Raw genomic sequence first — 15,612 nt, 5'->3', positions numbered from 1 at the left:
TTGTGGAAACTACGAAAGCTTGTCGCTAGGGTGCAGGAAGCTTTTGTGGAAACTACGAAAGCTTGTCGCTAGGGTGCAGGAAGCGTTCGGGAAAATTTTTATAGGTCACCCAAAAGAGCTTTATTATTTTGTTGACTTATTGCTATTACCAATTTATCATTCTGGCTTTTACATGCAGATATTGAATAAGAATTATTAATATAAAAAGAAAGAATCCCGAGAAATAATTCCTGGGATTTGTTTTACTATTTCTTAACAGCTGTTACAACCTGACCTTCCAGCTTCGTAATATTATCAAAAATTTGCTTGAACGCCGGATAATATTCTTTCGGGTAAACCGGATCTTCAACCGTTGTTGTGGTTTCGACAGTCAGTTTATTGCCTTCCTGCGTTACTTTGTAAACATATTGGATGGCATTATCCTCTGTTCTGAATTTTTTGGACTTTGGTACATTTTCAAAAACATAGCCGTCCGGCAAAGTGATGGTCACTTTTTTGATTTTATCGTAGCCTGTATAGAGTTCTATTGGCGAGCGTCTCTCTTCAGTCTGGTCAAATTCGTGGGATTTATTGTATAAAAATAGTAACGGATTAAATACTAACTTACCGCCAATGCCGTCCACAAAAGAATCGGAATCGAAGTCGAAGCTGGTTTGGAAATCTCCTTTTTCTGTCGTACCGGATTTGATATTGGTGTAGGGAAATTTGTAACGTTCTTTGTAGCTTTCCTTCTGGTAAGTTTCTTTATCCTTGTCGTAAGACTCACTATTCATCATGGCGTACAGCATTGTATCCCTGTCGGAAAAATTCCCTTCAAAAGTACCATCTGCATTCAGCTTTGCGTCTACAGTAAGGTATGTTACACTTTTTTCCGGGCAAAGGATATTGATTTGCTTTGCATCGGTTTTTGTCATAACAAATCCAAAATAATTAAGCGCAGCAGGACGGATCAGATTAGGTGTCGTCATCTTGGACGTTGCATCGTATAATACAGGCTTACCGTCAAAATCTATAAAAGCGATCACATAATTCAGCATCGCAATACTCGGAGAATACGATGTTAATAAACCTCTCCCAATGGTAGAGAGCAATACCGGCTCAGCATCCAGTCCGGCGCTTCTCATTAGTAAAATCAACATAAGATTGATCTCTGCAGAGTTGCCGCTATTTGTAGCAATGAGCTGCTTGATACCTTTATCCGTAAAAGCGCCGTATTCTCCATTCCATTTGTATTTGTTTTGAGCAAACTTCAAGACAGCTGCGGCTCTTTCTTTTTTATCTTTTATTGATTTGATATCCTCGGGAAGGATTTCTTTTACAAGATTGGTCCTTTTCAACTCATCACCAAAATTTTCGTCTTCATATAATTGTTTTCTAATATCTGACCAAGAAATCCCATAAGATTTGAATCCGCCAGAGATACCCGTATTATATGCGCCATTGCTTGTAATTGGAAAGTCTGTCGAATTAAGTTCCGCTCTGATAGAAGTTCTGTAATTATCGATATTATTAACATATTTTTCATCCTTATAGGCTGCAATATCTTTGTAGGCAAAACGATAGGTTCTGGCTTCTGTTCCGTATAATACCTTTTCACTTACGTCTCTCTTCTGCGGATTGAGCGTTCCTTTGTAGTTGATGTTATAGCCAAAGTGTTTTGGCGCATCAAAAACATATTCGAAATAGCGGATAGGCGCTACATCTTCTACCATTACTCTAGGGATGACATACAAAAATGGCGACAGAACCGAATATTTATATTCTACGATAGAGCCATCTTTCACATTCTCAAACGCAAACTTGGTTACAGAATAATTTTTATTCTCTTTTGACTGATATTTAGAATTTTTATCAACTGTAGTAGTTGCTATTTTACCGTTTTCGAGATTATATGTATTAACTTTCAGAGAAGTGACTTTCTCTATATTGTTATTCTTACCCATGTAAGTATATATCTCTTCTTCCAGGAATTTTTTAGCATCATCTTTTTTATAAATTTTCACCCTGCTGATCACATCCAGATGTAAGTCACCCTCGGTGATGTAGTAGTGATAGGATTTATAAAGAACTTCTGCAGGCTCAGATGTGTTTTTAGCATATGAAGTTAATTTAAGATCCTCAATATCCAATTTTGGCGGATCAAGAAACTTTTGTGAAGAAACGATGCTTGAGAAAAGCAATGTAATGATTAATAAATAAGTTCTCATAGTTTGGTTATCAATATTTTTGTGTTATCAATTTTATTAGTTTGTTTTCTGAATTGAATGTATTCTGAAATTTTGTCTGAAGAAAAGAGGCCTTTCTTCAGCATAAATTTTCTTTTAACCAGGAGCTTTTTATCCTGAATAATAAATTCCAAAGAATAATTCCCAAACTCCGAATCGATTCTGACAGGAGCCGCCAATTCTGAGAATTTATAGTTTTGTGGAATTGTATATTCTATTTCATAGTCATCTGTAAAGCCAAAAGGAATCTCAACCGGAAATCTTCTGTCCGAACTTTCCAGATAAAAGTCGGATTCTAAAAACGGAACCGCCCTGAAGTATATATCAGATCCTAAGGATTTGGAATAATTCTCTGCTTTGAAATTAAAATCAAAATCGATATTGGCTTTATCCCTATCATTATTAAGATTTTCTAGATTGATAGTCTTAAACTGGAGATTATCATACCGATGTTTCATGGCGTCATTGGCTTCTATTGGTGTCATATAGAGCAACGGCATCATTACGTCATAAGCATTACCGTGATAAGAGAATTTTGACAGAACATCCAGCGTATTATTTTCAGAAAGAGTCGCTTTTACACGGATGATTTCTTTGCTTTTTTCAGAGGCTGTTTTTGGCGTTTCAACAATTTCCACAGTATTGTCTTTTACCATCATTACATTTCTGTCCAGAGTTCTGTACCCCAAATGATCGAACGCAATTTTCTGAGAAGTGTTCTCCAGCCAGATATTCCCCTTATCCGTCGGGACACAAAGTACAACATGATTACCATCCATCTTAGGAAAATCTTTGTCAAAAATTTTCGAAGTCTCATCCATATAGATAATCGAGTAATAAGAAGGGATTCCTGCAGCTTTTAGCAAAACGCGCATATAATTGGTAAGCGCTTTACAGTCTCCATAGCCTTTCTTTCTTACATTGTCAGCAGACATTGGCTGCCAGCCTCCAATGCCGATAGCAACATTCACATACCTAGTTTTACTTTGCATATACTGGTAAATCTTTTTTACCTTTTCTTCGGTAGAACCTTGCAGATTGAGCGCATTAACTTCTTGCTGAATCTCAGGTGTGATTTGCGAAACCGGCTCCAAAAGTGTATTATACCACTTACCAAATTCTTCCCAGGATGTAAAATTTCCTTTTTTACCTTCAAGATTGAATTGGTCCAATGCAAACTCGCATCTTGGCATAACCACAGACATACTAGGCGCATATTTTTCTTCTTTGATAGCAGGAATGTTTTTGTAAGAGACTTTCAGATTGTTATCATCACCACTAAACTCTGCTTTGGCAAATGAATTCTCAATATTCTTTTTTCTAAGCTTAATTCCAGACTTATTCAGGATTTCAATTTCTCTGTTTTGTACAGAAACATTGTAATCATAAAAAGGAGTCAGCGTTGGTAAAAAAATAGTATTGCTTGTATTGGTAGTGAATTGTACATCTAATGTATAAGGATAAAGCGTATTGGAAATTTTCAGATATAAAGCTCTGTCATCTGTATAGAGGGCAGAATCATCTGATTGACCAATATCATTCAGATCGCTTTTCGAATAGGTTTTGATTTGTTTTCCAAACTCGTTATAAACCTTGATCTTAATATCAGAAACTTTTCTCGATCTATCATAAGGGATATAAACGTAAGAATACTTTTCCCCGGGACTATTTAATATAGAAATCACCTTTTTCTCATTGATTTCCATATCATTCTGAGAATTGATAATGTAATGCGAGCTGATATTTCTGATTACAGCATTGGCATCTTTCTTAAGGTCTTCCGGGATCTCGGAGACAGCGTAGTTTTGTGAAAACGTCTTGATCGACATTAACACCATAATGGTTATTAGTTTTTTCATCAATGTTATTTATATATCAATTCTCCGTAGCTGGATTAAAAACCCTTTGAGCCAATTCCTGGTCAAAGAGATACAACGCAGACGGATTGTCTTTTACCATTTTGATTTTGGTTACCAAAAGTGATGCGCTTGACTCTTCTTCCACCTGCTCATTGATAAACCATTGCAAAAAGCTTGTGGTTGCAAAATCGCCTTCGTCATTCGCTGCCTTTACGATATTGAAGATACTTTTTGTTACCAATCTCTCGTGCTCAAGTGCTTTTTCAAAAATCTCCTGAGCGTTACTAAATTCATGTGGCGGTTTTGGAACCTCATTCAAAATGATTTGTCCACCAATGTCATTCACATAGTCAAACATCTTATCGGCGTGCATCAACTCTTCTTTGGACTGCACTCGGAAATAATTGGCAATACCTTCCAGATCCTGGGCGTAAAACCAGGCGCTCATCGACAAATAAAGCTGTGCAGCATATTGTTCTTTTGTTATTTGTTCATTAATTAATGTAATGATATTATCGCTAACCATAATAGTTAAATTTTTCCCAAATATAAAAAAAGAGTGGCTAAAAAAACCACTCTTACACAAAATTAACCACTAAATAATAACTTACTTCACTATAGCCGTTTCTGCTTTTTTTCTACTTTGAAAATGCTCCTTTCTTTCCGCCATTTTTTTAGCCTTCAGTTCTTGGAACTTTTTATATTGCTCCGGAGTCAGGATTTTTTGCATCTCCGCTTCATTTTGCTGCATCTTCTGCATTCTGTCTTCTTTTTTCGCTGCCATTTCCTGTTTTCTTTCTGCCGCTTTAGATTCGTGCAAAGCCTTGATTTGAGCAACTTGGGCATCAGTCAAATTTAATTCTTGTTTCATTTGCTGCAAACGTTCTGCTTTTTTCTGAGTGAAATCTGCTTTTGTAGTTGTTTGTGCAAATCCGAAAACACCTAGTCCAAGAAATGCCGCGCTTAAAATTAATTTTTTCATTTTGATTGATTTTAATATTGATAAATTTTTATTTGTTAGTTTGATCTGTTAATAATTATAAAGTTAACACCTGTTTTAGTTAAAAAATTATAAAAAAACAATTATCTCGAAACTAACCTATTTCCTGAATTTCTATTACCATTGTCGGATCTTGGAGAAGCACTTCTTTGGTTTCCGTTACCTCTGTTTTCAATTTTTCTTTCAAAATTTTGATTCTGTCTGATTCCGCCCTGGTTTCTGATTCCTGCATTTTCATTGGTTCTTACGCTTTCACTTCTAGGATTTCTGATTCCGCCAAGGTTATTTCCATTAGACAAATTTCTTGGGTTCTGATTTCTTATTCCATTAGTTCTAATGTTATCATTTTGAGTTCTGATAGTTCCATTATCATTTGATCTCACACCTTCATTTCTTGGGCTTTTGATTCCGCCAAGATTACCGTTTGAACCACTTCTCGGATTATCATTTCTAACACCGTTGTTTCTATTGGGCTGGATCATATTTTGATTTCTACCAACATTTCTGAATCCTTCTTTGAAATTCCCTCGATCCACTTTATAGATATTGATATTAACGTTTCTATAAACAGGTCTTACAGGATAACGTCTCGCATAGAAGTTGACACAACGATTTCTATAATATACAAAAGGGCTTCTTCCTCGGAAATAATTATTTTGATAAACAACGAAGATTCTTGGTCCTAATATATTTTGCAAAGCAAAAAATCTGTCATAGTACCATCTGTTTGGGTTCCATCTGTAATAAGCGTTCCAGGCAGCATAAGACACAAAACGATTATTAAGTGCTATAATCTGATCAATCTGGAACGGTGTCAACCGATACTGGATGAAAAACTGATCCCAGTTAATGGAAAAGACAGCTTGTCTGTAATCGTTGTAATAACCTTGATAATATTGATCCGGGTAGTAATCCGCAGGATAATTGTAATAATAATCATCCGGATAATCGTAGGATTGATCATAATATTCGTATCCGTTATAGTCCTGAGGATATGTGTCATAATAATCCTGGGCAGAAACAAGTCCTCCGAAAATTATGGCCAGTGTAAAAAATATTGTTTTCATAACTTTTTATATTAAATTAAATCGAAAATCCATTTTTTCCTTGAAATGAGCTTTCTGTCTTTTGGATATTGACGGATAATAAAAGTTAAACGAAAATTTAGATTTCAAATCAAAATTCAATTCGAAAATCAAATTTAATACTGATAATCAGAGTGATAATTTTCATTAATTATAATAAAAAATAACCCTTTCAGGGTTTGAAACTCTGAAAGGGTTTTATGAAAAGTTATTCAAAATAAAATTTGAATAGGCAAAAACTTAAAAATTAAAATCGGTCGCTATGTTCAACCCAACTTGCAATTTTTTGATTGAATCTTTCTTTGGTTTTCAAATCTTCCAAATCAATATGCATTCTGTATCGCCAATAGTGTGGGAAAACCGCAGGATTATTGATTCTTTCCTCGTCCATATTTGGATTCATCAGCTCCTCATCGGTTGCCAAAAATTCCTGAATCGGGAAAATTGCCAACATAGCATCTGTATAAAGATGTTGTTTCATAATCATTTCTGATAATTCCGGAGCCAAATCCCAAGGCGCTGTTCCATATTGCCCTAATTGATTGTTGAAATATTTTTGAGTCAAATTTCTATCCTCGTGCCACCATTGTCTCAGCGTAGAACTATCGTGAGAAGATGCTGTAACAACATTCAGGTAACTTGCATTTTTCGGGTCGTACCAAGCGATATTTTCGGAAGGCATTCTCTGAACTTTCAAAGCGGTAATCGCCAATTTATCCATTACAACCGGAACAGAATCCGGAACCAAACCTAAATCCTCACCACAAATCAACATCGTTGTAGAATTCAGTAAAGCAGGTAATTTTTCCATTGCTTTCTGATACCAAAGTCCGTCCTGGCGTTTGAAGAAATAATCGTTGTAAACATCATTCAGTTTAGCTTTTTCCCAGTCCGGAAGATATTTGTAAGAAGTAGTTTTTGCAATGTTAAATCTCGGATGATAAACAATTCCGTTCTCAGTTTCTTCGGTTAAGAAAAGAACATTTCCAGCCAGAGAGATCAATTTTTCTTCTGCCCAGTCCCAAGATTCTTTTTTGAAATAATCGGTTAATTTTCTCTGAGTATCAAATTCCGGCTTGAAAGTAATTATTCCATTATGAGTATCAAAAAATTGATTCTGAACTTTATCTTTCACATCTCCGAAGTTTTCCCAAAGAATTGGGTCATTCACAAATGGCTTAACATAACGGTCAAAGCTAAATGGAATTTGTCTGTCCGCAAACTCTTTTTCTGTAACAGGAAGCGCTGGATAGAAATAACCCAACAAACCTTGAGTTGCAGAAATCGGCATTCTCCAGATTCTGAAAAATCCAAGAATGTGGTCGATTCTCATTGCATCAAAATACTGCTCCAGAACTTTGAAACGTTTTTTCCACCATTGATAACCGTCAGCTTTCATCACTTCCCAATTATAAGTCGGAAATTCCCAGTTTTGTCCCAAATCCGAAAATTGATCTGGCGGTGCACCAGCCTGGAAATCCATCCCGAATAATTCCGGTTCTGTCCAGGCTTCTACAGAATGTCTGTAAATCCCAATCGGTAAATCTCCTTTTACAGAAATCCCCAAATGATGAAGATATTCTACAGCATCTTGTAACTGCAAATGTAATTGATACTGAACCCAAGCATGAAGCATCAACTGAGAATATTCTTTATGTTTTGGTGAATAAAGTGTCGCTACTTTTCCCGCCACATATTTTTTATGTGTCTTCCATTCATTAAAATTCGGGGTTTTGTATTTGTCTCTCAAAACACAAAATGCAGAGTAAGGCATCAGCCATTCTTCATTATCTTTAATGAATTTTTTGAAGTTTTTATCTTTTAGAATCGTGTCTTTATTCTCTTCGAAAACAACTGTTGCATACTTCCATTTTCCGGAAATCATCTGCTCGTAATCAATCAAAGACAAGGCATTCAGTTCTGCTTTTTTTGCTTGATAATCTTTAACCAAATCTTTTGGCAAAGCATATTCTAACTTCTCAATCGAAAGATATTGCGGATGAAGTGCATAAACCGAAATCGCCGCGTAAGGATAAGAATCAGTCCAAGTGTAATTCGCAGTCGTATCGTTAATAGGTAAAATTTGAATCACAGAAAGCTTGGTTTCATTAGCCCAGTCTCCCAGTTTCTTGATATCAGGAAATTCTCCAACTCCGAAACCGTCTTCCGTTCTCAAAGAGAAAACCGGAACCGCAACTCCTGCAGAATGCCAAAGCGTATGGTTATCGAATTTGAAATAGTGATCCGCTTTTACATAAAGAATATCCTTATTCGGGTTTCCGAAAACCCAACGATTGTCGCCTGGTTCAACATAAAAAACCTTACCCGTATTTTTATCTTTAATCGCGTATTTGTAAAGAATCGTTTGATGAGAATTGATTTCTACGCCGGTTTCCCAAACGCCGTAATCAGTTTCATTCAGCTCAATTGCTTTTTCATAATCCCAATTTCCCAAAGCGTCTACATTTCCAATCAAAACCAATTGCCAGTTTGGATGATAGAGCGGTGCTTCTATTCGGAAAAGATGCGTGTGTTTTTTAACAACCGGTTGTTTTGCAGGCTGAAAACCTTGTAAACGATTGTGAAGAATTTTGTTGGTCAGATAATTTTCGGGAAAATTTTTAAGATTCCATTGGTCAAAAATTACAAATTCTTTGAAGCTATTAGGAAGATTAAGTTTGTGAAAAGGAATTTCTTCATCCAAAACTTCATCATTTTCGGTTACCAGAAGATATTTGTAAAGAATTGATTTGGAAAAATAGTCGATCTCAGTAGTCCAGTTGTTATTTTCGGAATAGTCCAATCTGTAGTCGCGATGCTCATTTTTATCGTCAAATAGCCGCAAAACAAGCCGCTGGCCAACTTTTGTTCCGAAGTTAACACTAAAGTATAGTTTCATTTATTAAGGTCTATTAATATTGACGCAATTTAATGATTTCTTACAATGGTGTAAAATTTATTTTTTCTTCGAAATAACTTCCAGATAAGCCGCAATATGATTATCCAAGGAAACAGTAATTCCGCCTATATTTTTGGCTTTCATATACATCAGGACTTTTTCATCTTTTAAAGAATACATCAGAAAATCATTGAATTTATCTGGCGAAATTCCGGCTTCTGCAAAATATTCTAAGTCTACATTATTCTGAATCCAAGCCAAACCTTCCTGCAAATCTTCGTATCTATAAAGTCTTCTTAGACGTTTCGATTTTCCGCTAACAACATCATAGATTGCCTGCACATTAACCATTGGAGGAATTCTTATTAGTGGCTTTACAATATCATCAACCGCATCAGCTGGTTTTTCGCGAGGTTTTTCCGGACCTTTCGGTAATCCTATATCTTTTCTGAGCTTTTCTTCCTGAGATTCTGCAAGATTTTTATTGATGATTTTCACTTCCTCTATCTCTTGCGGGATTTTCTCCAATTTAACGACCTGAAAATTATTACTGGTAATCACTATTTTTCCTAATCTGTAACTTTCCTTAGCAAACCGAATTTCGTCTCCTATATTAGCATCGATTGAAAATTTCCCATAAGAATCACTATAAGTTTTTTGATTAGTAGTCATATTCACAATCAAAACTTTGGGAATGAGAACTTCGTCCTCTGACATTATGTTTCCCGAAATGCTCTGAGAAAAAGTAAAACCGTATAAAATAAGAAAAAGAATCTGTAAAAATCGTTTCAAACGCTGATAGTTTTTTCAAAAATAAACTTCTTTGCTAAAATAAAAATACGGTTTAACTTTCGTTAACCGTATTTGTTATTATTTATGATTAAAAGTAGATTATCTAACAACAATTTTCTTAGAAACAATTGTTTTCCCATTTTCAGATTCCACATTGACCACATAAACACCTGAAACTAATTTTCCTAATTCAATTCGGTTTTCAGAATTGGAAATATTGGTAATGGTTTGATTAGAAACCAGATTTCCGGAAGCGTTGTAAACTTTCACATTAGCATTTCCTTTTTGATTATTGGCAATTCTTACATTCACAAAACCTTCGGAAACTTTTGTCGGGTAAATATCATTTTTATTAATGTCAACCGCCAATTTATTTGATTTCAAAACATAAGGACTTCCAAGGTCATAAATCGGCATATTAAGATTGTTATTCATTTTTTCCGCCCGCAAAGTTTCGAGATTCAAAGTATGGAAAACACCGCCTTTTGCGCTTGCCAAAACAATTTTTCCTTCAGAATTAACAGCAGCTCCATTGATAGAAAAATTCTCAGGCAAAGATTTTATTTTCCCAACGAATTTAGCTTTCATATCATTCAAAGACACTTTGAAGACACTTCCAAAAGCTGAAAAAACATAAAAATTATTATTATCATCAGCAATCATATCGCCTCCAAAGCCAGTTTGCGTCTTGCTTAACTGATTTTCTCCATTTCCAGAATCATCTTTCACAACGCCTAAATCTGTAACCGCATATTTTCCATCTTTGCTAGAAATTTTCAGAAGCTGAGAACCTGAATTGGAAAGCGCATAGACGTTGCCATCATTCCCTGTTGCCATTCTGGAAAACTGCGAACCAGTGTCGCAAGATGTCGGATTGGAAAGATTATTTTCCAGCAACGTGATGTCTTTTGTTTTGGAATCCAAAATATAAATATTGGGAGAAAACATCGGCATATAAACCAATTTCCCTCTTCCATCAATAGCTAAAGCTGCAATTTGACTGGATAAAGCATTGGCTGAAGATTTAACATCTTCAGAAATATCTTTGTTTAATTTGCTGGAATAAACTCTAGGCTGGTCTTTACCTGACAAAAGAATATTTTCAGTAATTCCTTTTTTGGAATCCAAAGCACGAAAATCCTGAAAAATAATATTTGCAGCATCTTTTCCAGTGAGTGCAAAAATATCCTGCTGAGCAAAAGAACTTGCGCCAATAAACAATAAAAGTAAAGTTGATAGAGATTTTTTCATAGTAAAAGTGTTTAATTAATTGACACTAAGTTAAGTATTTCTACAATATAATACTTACATCAACAAAAAAACCTTCCGTTTTTTACGAAAGGTTTAAATATTTATTGTTTTAATGAATTAATTCAGAACATAACTTGTTCCATCTCGTCCATCTTTCAATTCGATTCCTTTTTCCAGAAGCTGGTCACGGATCTGGTCAGATAATTCCCAATTTTTAGCTTTTCTGGCTTGATTTCTCAAATCAATCAAAACCTGCAAAGTCTGGTCAAGCTTATCATTATTAGATTCTTCTATGGTTTGTAATCCTAAGACATCAAAAACAATGGCGTTTAGGAATTGTTTTAAATCTTCATAATCTTCTGTTGAAATACTTTCTTTCCCAAGTTTAGAAGCCGAAATAAACTTCACCGCCTCAAACAAATGAGAAATCAAAATCGGACTGTTGAAATCGTCTGTCAAAGCTTCCAACACTTTTTCTTTCCAATTTTTATAATCAAAAGAAGAAGTTTCCACGCCTTCAACCTGAGTTTGAGTATTCAAGATTTTCACAGCTTCCATCAATCTATTGAAGCCTTTTTCGCTCGCCAACATTGCATCATTAGAAATATCCAAAACACTTCTGTAATGAGCCTGTAAAAAGCAGAATCTCAAAACGCTTGGATGAAAAGCTTTTTCAAAGAAATCATTATTTCCGGTAATCAGCTCCATTGGAAGAATGTAATTTCCGGTCGATTTACTCATTCTTTGACCATTCATTGTCAACATATTCGCGTGCATCCAATATTTCACCGGTTCTACACCATTGCAGGCTTTTCCTTGAGCAATTTCACATTCGTGGTGCGGAAATTTCAAATCCATTCCACCACCGTGAATATCGAATTGGTCACCCAGATATTTGGTGCTCATCGCAGTACATTCTAAGTGCCAGCCTGGGAAACCTTCTCCCCAAGGCGAAGGCCATTTCATAATATGTTCCGGCGAGGCTTTTTTCCAAAGTGCAAAATCCTGTGGGTTTTTCTTTTCGCCTTGTCCATCTAAGTCTCTTGTATTAGCAAATAATTCTTCTATATTTCTTCTGGACAATTCTCCGTAATTAAGACCTCTTGCATTGTATTCCAAAACATCGAAATAAACAGAACCATTACTTTCATATGCAAAACCTTTTTCTACCAAAAGTTTCGTGAGTTCCAATTGTTCGATAATGTGACCAGTCGCAGTCGGCTCAATCGTTGGCGGAAGCAGATTAAATTTCTTCAAAACATCGTGAAAATCGACGGTATATTTCTGTACAATTTCCATTGGTTCCAGTTTTTCTAATCTGGATTGCTTGATGAATCGGTCATTATTGATATCGCCATCGTCCGTGAGATGGCCTGCATCAGTAATATTTCTGACATATCTGACTTTGTAGCCGAGAAATTGGAGACTTCTGTAAATGAAATCGAAAGACAAGAAAGTTCTCACGTTACCCAAATGTACATTGCTGTAAACCGTTGGCCCACAAACGTACATCCCGATATTACCTTCTAATATGGGTTTGAAAACTTCTTTTTCGCCTGACAGCGAATTATATATTTTTAGTTGCATTGATTTTAATTAATGATAAATTATAATTGATAAAATGATTTAAAACATTGATACAAAAGATCAACAACAAATAATTGTTGCTATAAAAATTTTGTCCGACTGTTTTTTAAATTTTATCATTATGAATAGCTTTTAAATGATGATTCATATGACTAATATAATCATCAATAATAAATCTTAAAGTAAAAGATTGTTTTTCAGATTTAGTTGTATCGCAAATATTCTCCAACAGCTCATCGGAAATATTTTCAACTACGTTTACAATCTGAAGGTTCAAATATTTCCACAAATTTATGATGTCTAAAATCGGTGTATTCTGATAGTTTTGAGCTTTTACCCAAAAATTCTGGTCATACACAATATTTTCATTTTCTTTATATTGAGTCACAACAAATCTTCTGATATTCGTAAGAGCACTGTCACAAAGATGACCTAATATTTCTTTTTTAGACCATTTTTCGTCGGACAATTTTTCATCCCATTGACTCTCTGAAATCGAATCAAATTTTACAATCTGATTTTCTACAATATCTTTAAGTATCTGATAATTCATTTTAGTCAAATTTTGCGTGACTTCCTACATAATGCAAGAACTCCTGTCTGGTAATTGGATTGGTTCTGAAAATTCCGCTCAATTCAGCTGTAATCGTAGAGCTAGCTGTATCTTTGATTCCCCTGCAATTCACACAAAGATGTTTTGCATCTATGATACAAGCAACATTATTGGTACCAAGAGCTTCTTTCAAAGCGTCTACAATCTGCATTGTCAAACGTTCCTGAACCTGCGGACGTTTTGCATAATAGTCCACAATCCTATTAATCTTTGATAGCCCAATCACTTCACCATTAGAAATATAAGCTACGTGCGCTTTTCCAATAATTGGCAAGAAGTGATGTTCGCAGAAAGAATAAACCGTGATATCTTTCTCCACCAACATTTGACGGTACTTATATTGATTCTTAAAAGTAGAAACGCCCGGTTTATTTTCCGGGAGAAGACCACCGAAAATCTCGTTCACGTACATTTTTGCCACACGCTTTGGAGAATCTTTTAAAGAATCATCAGTCATATCCAAACCCAGAGTTTGCATAATCTCCCCAAATAGCTGTTCGATTTTTTTTACTTTTTCATCAGGAGAAAGATCAAAAGCATCTTTTCTAAGAGGCGTATGATCCTTGCCTGTAAACAGATCATCATCATTATCAGGAAATTGTTCCATAATATCATTATAATATACGGCAAAAATAAACAAATTTGCGGACTATAATTAGAGTAAATTTAAAGTTGTGATTATAAAAAGAATAGATTTAGAAAGAGTTTAAAAAAGTAAAAAAAAATTGAAATGATTTGAAATTTTATATATTTGCACCTAAATTAACATAATTAAAAATAAATACTATGTCAGACATTGCATCAAGAGTAAAAGCTATCATCGCTGATAAGCTTGACGTTGAAGAAACAGAAGTAACTCCAGAAGCTAGCTTCACTAATGATTTAGGAGCTGATTCTTTGGATACTGTAGAATTAATCATGGAGTTCGAAAAAGAATTCAACATTCAAATCCCTGATGATCAAGCAGAAAAAATTACAACTGTAGGTCACGCTATTGCTTACATCGAAGAAGTTGTAAATAAATAATATTATCTAGACAAAAAAATTTATGGAATTAAAAAGAGTAGTTGTAACCGGCTTCGGCGCTATTACACCGATCGGAAATAATGCTAAAGAATACTGGGAAAACCTTATAAAGGGCGAGAGCGGTGCTGCTCCTATTACTCTTTTTGATTCCACTAATTTCAAAACTAAGTTTGCCAGCGAGGTAAAAAACTACGATCCTCTTAATTATTTTGATAAAAAAGAGGCTAAGAAAATGGATAGAAATTCTCAGTTCGGTCAGATTGCCGCCAGAGAAGCTATCGCACACAGCAGACTTATCGAAGATAATGTGAATAAAGATCGTGTAGGTGTTATCTGGGGATCAGGAATTGGTGGACTGGAAACTTTCGAAACAGAAGTTTTAGGTTTTGCTGAGTCTAATGGTATTCCTAGATTCAATCCATTCTTTATTCCAAAAATGATCGCAGACATTACGCCAGGAAACATCTCTATAGAGTACGGTTTCCACGGACCTAATTACACAACTGTTTCAGCTTGTGCATCATCTGCCAATGCCTTGATCGATGCTAAAATGCTGATCAACCTTGGAAAAGCAGACGTTATTGTTTGTGGAGGCTCTGAAGCGGCTGTTACAGCGAGCGGAATGGGAGGTTTCAATGCGATGCACGCACTTTCTACAAGAAACGACGATCCAAAAACAGCTTCTCGACCTTTTGATAAAGACAGAGACGGATTTGTTTTGGGTGAAGGAGCGGGTTGTATTATTCTGGAAGAATATGAACACGCCAAACAAAGAGGAGCAACAATATATGCAGAATTAGCTGGTGGTGGTATGAGTGCAGATGCGCACCATATGACAGCACCACATCCTGAAGGTCTGGGCGCTTACCTGGTAATGAAGAATTGTTTAGAAGACGCTGGTGTAACTGCTGATGAAGTAGATCATATCAATATGCACGGTACATCTACTCCACTAGGAGACATCGCAGAATCTAATGCTATTGCAAAATTATTCGGAGAGCACGCTTACGATATTCAGATCAATTCTACAAAGTCAATGACTGGTCACCTTTTAGGTGCTGCCGGTGTTATTGAAGCCATTGCTGCATTACATACCATTATCCACGGTATTGTTCCGCCAACCATCAATCATTTTACTGATGATGAAAATATTGATAGCAGACTGAACTTCACTTTCAATCAGGCGGTTGAAAAAGATGTGAACATTGCTATGAGTAATACATTTGGTTTTGGAGGTCACAATGCTTGTGTTCTTTTCAAAAAAATATAATATGA

The 15,612-nt window shown here is 35.4% G+C and carries 13 protein-coding genes; 2 read left to right on the top strand and 11 right to left on the bottom strand.

The annotated features are described in order from the left end of the window. Positions 1-245: 245 nt before the first annotated feature. From BXY58_RS04675 to folE, 11 genes are all read right to left on the bottom strand, one after another. Positions 246-2,207, bottom strand: coding sequence for a DUF3857 domain-containing protein (locus BXY58_RS04675; RefSeq protein ID WP_120212666.1), 1,962 nt, complete (start codon positions 2,205-2,207; stop codon positions 246-248). After that, the gene (locus BXY58_RS04670) at positions 2,204-4,084 is read right to left on the bottom strand and encodes a DUF3857 domain-containing protein (protein ID WP_120212665.1); all 1,881 of its coding nucleotides are present in this window, start codon (positions 4,082-4,084) and stop codon (positions 2,204-2,206) included. Before BXY58_RS04670 ends, BXY58_RS04675 begins: the two co-directional genes overlap by 4 nt. A 16-nt stretch (positions 4,085-4,100) precedes the next feature. Further along, entirely contained in the window at positions 4,101-4,610 is a 510-nt protein-coding gene (locus BXY58_RS04665; protein WP_120212664.1) for a ferritin, read from the bottom strand. Positions 4,611-4,691: 81 nt separating this feature from the next. Then, positions 4,692-5,066: a hypothetical protein gene (locus BXY58_RS04660; RefSeq protein ID WP_120212663.1), complete on the bottom strand. Its 375-nt coding sequence runs from the start codon at positions 5,064-5,066 to the stop codon at positions 4,692-4,694. Between the two features lie 101 nt (positions 5,067-5,167). Beyond that, positions 5,168-6,151: a hypothetical protein gene (locus tag BXY58_RS04655; protein ID WP_185140460.1), complete on the bottom strand. Its 984-nt coding sequence runs from the start codon at positions 6,149-6,151 to the stop codon at positions 5,168-5,170. Between the two features lie 265 nt (positions 6,152-6,416). Next, a complete protein-coding gene (locus BXY58_RS04650; RefSeq protein ID WP_120212662.1) occupies positions 6,417-9,068 on the bottom strand; it encodes a 4-alpha-glucanotransferase in 2,652 nt (883 codons plus the stop codon). Between the two features lie 57 nt (positions 9,069-9,125). Then, the gene (locus BXY58_RS04645; protein WP_147366806.1) at positions 9,126-9,860 is read right to left on the bottom strand and encodes a hypothetical protein; all 735 of its coding nucleotides are present in this window, start codon (positions 9,858-9,860) and stop codon (positions 9,126-9,128) included. Between the two features lie 99 nt (positions 9,861-9,959). Then, a complete protein-coding gene (locus BXY58_RS04640) occupies positions 9,960-11,111 on the bottom strand; it encodes a T9SS type A sorting domain-containing protein (RefSeq protein WP_120212660.1) in 1,152 nt (383 codons plus the stop codon). 117 nt (positions 11,112-11,228) lie between these two features. After that, positions 11,229-12,698, bottom strand: a complete 1,470-nt coding sequence (cysS, locus tag BXY58_RS04635) for a cysteine--tRNA ligase (protein WP_120212659.1) — start codon at positions 12,696-12,698, stop codon at positions 11,229-11,231. A 106-nt stretch (positions 12,699-12,804) separates the two neighbouring features. Continuing rightward, positions 12,805-13,251, bottom strand: a complete 447-nt coding sequence (locus BXY58_RS04630) for a DinB family protein (protein ID WP_120212658.1) — start codon at positions 13,249-13,251, stop codon at positions 12,805-12,807. Position 13,252: 1 nt separating this feature from the next. Continuing rightward, positions 13,253-13,918, bottom strand: coding sequence for a GTP cyclohydrolase I FolE (gene folE, locus BXY58_RS04625; RefSeq protein WP_120212657.1), 666 nt, complete (start codon positions 13,916-13,918; stop codon positions 13,253-13,255). Positions 13,919-14,097: 179 nt separating this feature from the next. Here folE and BXY58_RS04620 point away from each other — a divergent pair, with 179 nt between their 5' ends. Beyond that, entirely contained in the window at positions 14,098-14,337 is a 240-nt protein-coding gene (locus tag BXY58_RS04620; protein WP_002976354.1) for an acyl carrier protein, read from the top strand. 22 nt (positions 14,338-14,359) lie between these two features. After that, positions 14,360-15,607 (top strand): beta-ketoacyl-ACP synthase II, encoded by a 1,248-nt coding sequence (gene fabF / locus BXY58_RS04615; protein ID WP_120212656.1) that lies wholly within the window; start codon positions 14,360-14,362, stop codon positions 15,605-15,607. Positions 15,608-15,612 lie beyond the last annotated feature (5 nt).

The organism is Epilithonimonas arachidiradicis, from assembly GCF_003610695.1.
Classification (GTDB): Bacteria; Bacteroidota; Bacteroidia; order Flavobacteriales; family Weeksellaceae; genus Epilithonimonas; species Epilithonimonas arachidiradicis.
Note: the sequence above shows the minus strand (reverse complement) of the source record. Positions and strands in the feature narration are given on the sequence as shown.

Bases quoted from the DNA above. Each gene is read 5' to 3' on its own strand.
- BXY58_RS04675 (WP_120212666.1), bottom strand. From the start codon at position 2,207: ATGAGAACTTATTTATTAATCATTACATTGCTTTTCTCAAGCATCGTT.
- BXY58_RS04670 (WP_120212665.1), bottom strand. From the start codon at position 4,084: ATGAAAAAACTAATAACCATTATGGTGTTAATGTCGATCAAGACGTTT.
- BXY58_RS04665 (WP_120212664.1), bottom strand. From the start codon at position 4,610: ATGGTTAGCGATAATATCATTACATTAATTAATGAACAAATAACAAAA.
- BXY58_RS04660 (WP_120212663.1), bottom strand. From the start codon at position 5,066: ATGAAAAAATTAATTTTAAGCGCGGCATTTCTTGGACTAGGTGTTTTC.
- BXY58_RS04655 (WP_185140460.1), bottom strand. From the start codon at position 6,151: ATGAAAACAATATTTTTTACACTGGCCATAATTTTCGGAGGACTTGTT.
- BXY58_RS04650 (WP_120212662.1), bottom strand. From the start codon at position 9,068: ATGAAACTATACTTTAGTGTTAACTTCGGAACAAAAGTTGGCCAGCGG.
- BXY58_RS04640 (WP_120212660.1), bottom strand. From the start codon at position 11,111: ATGAAAAAATCTCTATCAACTTTACTTTTATTGTTTATTGGCGCAAGT.
- cysS (WP_120212659.1), bottom strand. From the start codon at position 12,698: ATGCAACTAAAAATATATAATTCGCTGTCAGGCGAAAAAGAAGTTTTC.
- BXY58_RS04630 (WP_120212658.1), bottom strand. From the start codon at position 13,251: ATGAATTATCAGATACTTAAAGATATTGTAGAAAATCAGATTGTAAAA.
- folE (WP_120212657.1), bottom strand. From the start codon at position 13,918: ATGGAACAATTTCCTGATAATGATGATGATCTGTTTACAGGCAAGGAT.
- BXY58_RS04620 (WP_002976354.1), top strand. From the start codon at position 14,098: ATGTCAGACATTGCATCAAGAGTAAAAGCTATCATCGCTGATAAGCTT.
- fabF (WP_120212656.1), top strand. From the start codon at position 14,360: ATGGAATTAAAAAGAGTAGTTGTAACCGGCTTCGGCGCTATTACACCG.